Consider the following 7304-nt stretch of genomic DNA (forward strand, 5'->3'; position numbering starts at 1 on the left):
GGAGAATATACAGCAAAAGAAAGAGGTGCACTATATCGCCAAATTCAAGATGTAAGTTATTCTGAATATATTTCAAAGGTTTTAAATCAAACAGGGAAGATTAGTGAGTTATTTTCTTCTTTAGGCAGCAAAACAAATCGGTTAATACCACAAGATTTTTATTTATCATTAATAAGAAGTGATTCAGGTGGTCGCTGTTACCCTTTAGTGAGAACGATGTCTGTAGCATTAGCTCTTAATGGACATACAGGTGCTGATAGATTTATTGATAAGCTATATATGGCAGCGGCAGCGCCTGAAAGTAAGGATGCGCTATTATTACAATCGTCACTCAAAAATCTTCATTCCAATGTTAGTGCGGTTGAATCCTCCTTTTCTCATGGCGTGATGGAATTGAAGAAAATACAGACATTACTAGATATCAATGAAGAAACAAAAATGTTTGCAATGAACAGTAAAAGCCATTCGATGCTAGTTGGGAAGGTTGTAGATAATGGGAAAAGTATATATTATTTTTACGATCCTAATTTTGGTTTATTTTCCTTCAAAAATAGTAAACGATTATTTTCAGCTTTAAAGGTTTTTTTCGTTGATAAGAAAATGGCAAGTTATTATAGCGCTTTTGAGCGAAATAATAATCCTGCATTTGAGTTAGTCTTTATTGATGTCGGTCGTATGAAAGATGTTCCTATCGGTAATCATTTGACTGTAAATGACTTAGTTTCATCTGAAGAATTATCAATAAAGTCATTAAGAGAAAAGGAAATCGAGGATTTATTCCATCAACAAAATGAAATTATCCATGACACTCAATTGAAAACATCCTTAGTGATTTTAGATGCGGAGCAATGGGCTGAAAATATCGATCAATCGCTAACAATATTAACAACAGAAAATAAATTGGATGAAAACTGGATACCATTATTTTCGTCAGTAGAGTCATTGGGTAATGAAAATTACAAAATTCAGTTCGTTAACATTAAGGACTCAAAGTTAACTTGTTGGGTTGAAACTAAAGATAGTATTTTTATGCGATTTCAGCGCCATTCCTTAGAGCAAATGGGAATCTTCAGACAATATTACACATTTGAAGAAAACCATCTACGTGAAAAGTTTGGTGAAGCAAGTTCTTCATCATTTGATGGATTAAATGCAGGTATTGCTATCCAATCAATAATTCAATGGGCAGAAGAAAAGAATCATAATAATGTATCAAAAGGAAAAGTATCATCAAATTTATATTTAGCACTAAAGATTCATAGCTATGTTAATTACTCAATGATGGCACATGGTGCGATGAACGATATAGTAAAAATCAATGACATTGTTAAATTAGAGCTAGCCCAAGAAAATGAAATAGCAGGGAAAGGAATGAATTTTTTCTTTTCATCAATGACAAAAACAGCGAATGAAGGAATGACAGTTATTTTTAGTGGGGCCTTAGTTGGTTTCGATGCTTATGAATTATCAAATGCGGAAAATGATCCTGAACGTATTATATTTGGCACTCAACTTGCTTTTGACTCTGCTAGTTTTGCAACAGGCTCAGGAGGAATAGGATTAGGTATTGCTGGATGTGCAGGGGCTGCAAGTGCTTTAGGGAGCGCTAGTGTTCTTGTGGCAGGGTTAGGTATCGGGTTTGTTGGATTAGCACGTAATTTTGCCATCATTGGTGAGGATGCAAAGGCAGTTGGACGCTATTTTTACACACTAGATGAAGCTTATAAAGGTAATGGTTTTGATTATATTTCAGATAAAAATATGCTCATTCCAAAATTTGGTGCGGTATTTAGTACTATCTCTCTTAGATATAATAAAATTGAATTTGATAGTCAGTATATATATCGTACAAAACCGAATTCAGCAGGAGGTGGACGGAAAAATTATATCTTTTGGGCTGGTAATTTTCCCACGATGCTATTGGATAAATCTAAAGCCATAAATATTCGTCAAGGAATTGGTTATGAAAATAAAGAGCGTGATATTGATTTTCAACATGTGGACACAATAATCCTTCCAGTTATACCTAAGTCTTATATAAAATACAGTTATAACTTATGGCCCGGTTGTACATCGCGTAATGATAGTGGCTTTAATGTTATTAGGCGTTTAGAGAAAAAAGATAACTTTGATTATGATTTTTACATATTCCCAAGTGAAAATACGATTACCCAAATTTTTCATGAATATGTAGATACATCTATAAATATTGTTCTTGATAAAAAGGACCGTAATTTAGTTATTCCTCAACTAGCATCTGAGTGGCATGGAAAGATTGAGTATCATATACAAGGCTATGGCGGTACATATAAATTAACGTTGAATAAAGGTGTCAAAATTAAGCTAACTGATGATTCGTCTAATAATCAACATTCTAAGTGGATTATTGATATTAGTCAGTTAGATAGCAATCAGGTTGAGTTAAAAAATGGTCAATTGATAGTAGATGGAATCATTATTGATTTGGATTCCAGCAGTATTCAAGGAACGATATTGTTTGTTGACAAAAATGATGAAATACAAAAAGTTTCTTTTTCATCACAACAAATGAGTATCATTAACGAAGATGAAAATAAATGGAGAGCGGGTAATCAAGATTTAAATCAACATTTGCAACATTACGCTAAACAGAATAAAAATCATGGGCAATATGTTGTGATAGAAAATCATCAATATAATAATGAAAATGTTGGTCGGGCATTTTATGAAGTTAGTTCTCAACGCTATATTTTTATTAGTAGTATAAATGAAAATAAACGAAATGCAGTTTTTAGTACAACTGTTGGTCAAAAAGCTTATTTTTACTTACCGGAACAGAAAAAAATATGGGAAGTTGATATTGCTACAGGTGTGATTAATGCTGAATACCAATTAGAAAATAAAAATAATCGGAATTTTGAAATACTTCAATTATGGAAAGGTGATGGACATATTTATTTTTCGTGCCGTTATTCTGATACTTATGAAGTTGCCAATTTTCAGCTTAAGGAAAATCAAGTCGAATTATTGGGTTTAAATGCAGATTCAAGATTAATAATGCGTCTTGCAGAAACGCCGACTCAATCTTCATCGCAATCCCCTCACTCATTTCTACAGAGTTATATGCTTAGCAGTACCTATAAATTACATGGTCAACAAGTACAACATATGGATGCGATTTTAGGTCAAACAGTTACTATCTCAGGCATCGATGGTAATCAAGCATTGCACCGCTATTGGTTGAGAAAAACGGATGGTTTACTTATCAAACCTAATTTATCCCCTTCTTTAGGCTATGGAGAAACACCGACAAATATTCGATTACACCAAAGTCATTGGCCTATTCCATCCGATCTCACATTAGTTGGTAGTTTGTTCGATAAACAAGGTACTGAGATTTTCTATTTTTATAGCAAGAAGAATAAGGAAGTTTATCGCCAAGAAGGGCCAGGACAAGATGTACTTAATGTGATTAAACCGACCGCATGGTTCTTAAATACCCCTTTTAATTTACAAAATGTGGTGTTTTTACAAGGGAAAATTTTTATGTCTGATGGGGATGGGATTGTCAGCCAAATTGATGCAGAAGGGAAATTTCATGTGGTTGCAATCAATGAAATTTGGCTTAATCAACGAGCGGAATGGTGGAAAGCATTAGGTGATTACTATTGCTGCCAGCCCATTATGTTAATTGGATTACATGATTCGACAGGTCAAGCTTCCTTTCCTGGTTGGTTTGTTAATGGTGAAATTGTGATAGCACACGAATTATCACTGAAAAATGAGATTAAATTTTGGGGGTTTGATGAACAGAAATCGAGTGCCTTACTTTTCGATTTTACGACAAAAAAATTGTATAGGCAGCCTGTGGTGAGTGAAAGCCAATTATGGTTGGCGTTTGCGCAAGGCTCAACACTTTTAAAGCATGAGGATCTACCTTCTGCTGAGGATATTTATCCCAATTTGCAATTTTCAAATATCAAACAGGTTGGTCACGGGCTATTACTTTCAGCGGTGAGCGGTGAGATTATCTATATCGATATACTAGGAAACAATGGAATGCGTATGGGCTCTTCGCTAGTCATTCGAAGCGGAAAAGAGAATGATGTATTGTCTCCATCAGCCATTAAAAATGTTAAAAATATCGTATTAAGCGCAGGTGAGGGTGAGGACACTTACTGGATTTCACAAGAAGTTTGGCAGTACTATCATGGAATTATCATTGATAATAATTCACATGACTTAAAGTTGGATACATTGATATTACCCATTGAAAATATAGATGAGCTACTCGTGACCCAACATGGGGATGATTTATTGATTACGGATGTTAGCCAAAATACCGTACTGGTTTTACGTCAGGTTTTTGGAGAACAGAAAGCGTCTCATCAGCATTTGCAATTACGTTTTATTAACCAGCCAAATAGTATTCCCCTTGAGGAATTTATGAGTCAGCATCTGCTCATAATGACTGACGACTTGGTGGAAACAAACATTAGCATACCAAACTACAATGATATAGAGAGTGATGTGGATATATCACTATTGTCAGGGTATACATCCAATCTTGAGCAAAAAGAATTTTTAGGGATATCAGGAATGCAGACTGAGCTGCTGCCTCAAAAGAGACTATATTATAGCCTGCTAAATTCCCCTTCCTAAGATAACAAAGAAAAATGTAAGCCAGTCTAAGTTACATGATTAGCTGGCTTACAGTTCACAAAATGAATATAGGCCGATTTATCTGAACTATCAAATTGTTATATATTTTAAAAGGAAATAATTTATAGAAGGGAAAGTAGTGAGTTATGCTCGCCTATACCTTGTTTTAGGTAATTAAATTGCCATTTTTGTGAATCGCTAGTGAGATTTTTAAGATTTTAGCTATAAAGCAAGTAAATTGCGCGGCTCAGATCGCAGTTTTAGGTTATCTACATTTCCATCCCATTAAATTAACTCTATATTTTACCTCCTGTAAAAAATGATTAACAAAAATTACTTGAAAACTTAAATTGCTTCCGAGCTATGGAGTAAACATGGATGCTTCTGAATCTTTGACACCAGCAGTTCCTCCAACCCCTTCTAATAAGCGTGGTTGGATAATTTTAGCTGTTGATGTTGTATTACTGATTTTACTGTTGAAATATTTGCCTTTTGATGGCAAAGCAAACGCTGGGCTGGCCTTAATGGTTTTTGTCGGTGTGCTTTGGCTGACAGAGGCTATTCACGTGACCATTACCGCACTTTGTATCCCATTGTTGGCGGTAGGTCTTGGATTAATGGGAACAGGAGATGCTTTAAAAGCATTCGCAAACCCAATTATCTTCTTATTCTTTGGTGGATTTGCATTAGCAACTGCATTGCATATTCAAGGTCTTGACCGCCTGATTGCTAATCGCCTGCTGATGGCAGCTCGTGGACGCTTATCTGTTGCAGTGATTTTGCTGTTCGGGGTGACCGCAGGGTTATCGATGTGGATCAGTAACACGGCAACTGCCGCAATGATGTTACCGCTGGTTTTAGGTATTCTTTCTAACCTTGATGTTCGCCATGAGCGCAATACGTTTGTATTTGTATTATTGGGTGTGGCTTATAGTGCCAGTATTGGTGGCTTAGGAACCATCGTAGGTAGCCCACCGAACGCAATTGCAGCTTCTGCTCTTGGCTTAGATTTCCTGTCATGGATGAAATACGGTATTCCAATCATGGTAGTTTTACTGCCAATGATGTTTGTTTTGATGTATATGATGCTGCGCCCAAACTTAAAACATCGTTTTGAAATTGAATTAGAAAAAGTTGAATGGAATGGCAAACGTATTACCGCAATGAGTATCTTCTTATTAGCGGTTGTTTGCTGGATCACGAGTACATTTATTAGTGATGCTCTTGGTGGTGTGAAAGATTTAGATACCATCATTGCATTGAGCGCGGCAGTATTAATCGGTATTACGGGTGTGGCGAGTTGGTCACAAATCCAGAAAAATACCGAGTGGGGCGTATTGATGCTGTTTGGTGGTGGCTTGACACTGAGCGCGATTTTAAGCTCATCTGGTGCAAGTAAAATTATGGCAGATTGGATGCAAATGACATTTGGTGAAAGTCATTGGTTTGTAATCATTCTTGCGGTGACGACTTTTATTATCATCCTGACGGAATTTACCAGTAATACAGCCAGTGCGGCACTGTTGGTTCCAATCTTTGCAACGGTTGCGGAAGCATTAGGTATGCCTGTTATGGCGTTAACCATGATTATCGGTATCGGTGCATCTTGTGCCTTTATGTTACCTGTCGCGACACCACCGAATGCGATTGTATTTGGTTCGGGTTATATTCGACAAATTGAAATGGTACGTGTAGGTGCTGTATTGAACGTGGCATGTATCATTGTCATCTCTTTATTTGCTTGGTTCTTCTGGCTGTAATAGCCCTCGGAAAATTCAACAAAATAGACGTTGTTAATAAAGCGCAATACAGTAAATAGCAACGTAATAATAGTACGGCCTCAGAAAATGAGGCCGTTTTTATTTCTGATGCTGTTGATATGGCAAGCATCTATTGGTTCTTCCCTAGCTGAAATGCTCCTGTTCTGAATATTGAAATCTCACTATTTCCACGTAGTGAGGAATTTCTAGTTTGAGTGAATCCTTTAATATCAATTATATTTTGCGGGCAAAGAAGACATGCTTTGCATAATGTTTGATGGCTTTCAAGAGGGCGGATATTACCGAAAATCGTGACAACCTTGTCTGTCACAAGATGGTGTGCTTGTTGATGAAAAGTCTCGATTTTCATATAACGAGCTGCACTCAAAATACCGTCATGAAGGGGAGTGAATAGAGTGTTTGATGGATTGAAGTTGTGTTGTTTCGAAGAAGTGATAAAAGGGGTGTTTTGATGATTGGAGCGATTAGCAAACAAGACAGGTTTTGCTAATTGAAAAGATGAGGATAATGAGGATTGGCTAGATGAATTTGAATTAACTAGCTTTATGACTCGTTGTTTTGGAAAGCGGTTCTCCATTTTGGGTATTTTCGCCCACATCATCTTGGCGATTTGAATGGCCAAACTCCGCTGACCATGATTCTCATTACTCAAGAAAAAATTATGCTCAATGACTATTGTTGAAAGAATATTCCAACTGAGCAGAAAGGGTTTCGTTAGCATTATTGTGTGAATCATCTGTTATAAGTTCCTTGCTATTAAATGTCCTTAACGCAGATGACTATAATGCTAATTTTCTATTCTGACGTTATCAAAAAATAAGAGGGAGCTATTAAAAACACCAAAGCTATTTAACACCTCTATTTTTAATGAAAATTAACTAG

General features: G+C 36.1%; 3 protein-coding genes. 2 read left to right on the forward strand and 1 reads right to left on the reverse strand.

Annotated features, from left to right (window positions below; all coding sequences use genetic code 11):
* Positions 1-216 precede the first annotated feature (216 nt).
* A complete protein-coding gene (locus JK188_RS15585; RefSeq protein ID WP_249216032.1) occupies positions 217-4641 on the forward strand; it encodes a TcdA/TcdB pore-forming domain-containing protein in 4425 nt (1474 codons plus the stop codon).
* A gap of 374 nt (positions 4642-5015) precedes the next feature.
* Positions 5016-6401 (forward strand): SLC13 family permease, encoded by a 1386-nt coding sequence (locus JK188_RS15590; protein ID WP_211887778.1) that lies wholly within the window; start codon positions 5016-5018, stop codon positions 6399-6401.
* Positions 6402-6531: 130 nt separating this feature from the next.
* Here the strand turns inward: JK188_RS15590 and JK188_RS15595 are convergent, their stop codons facing one another.
* Positions 6532-7158 carry a hypothetical protein gene (locus tag JK188_RS15595; protein WP_211887779.1) on the reverse strand — a complete coding sequence of 209 codons (627 nt, stop codon included), beginning with the start codon at positions 7156-7158 and terminating at the stop codon, positions 6532-6534.
* Positions 7159-7304: the final 146 nt, after the last annotated feature.

The sequence above is a fragment of the Providencia sp. JGM181 genome, from assembly GCF_018257375.1.
GTDB lineage: Bacteria > Pseudomonadota > Gammaproteobacteria > Enterobacterales > Enterobacteriaceae > Providencia > Providencia lanzhouensis.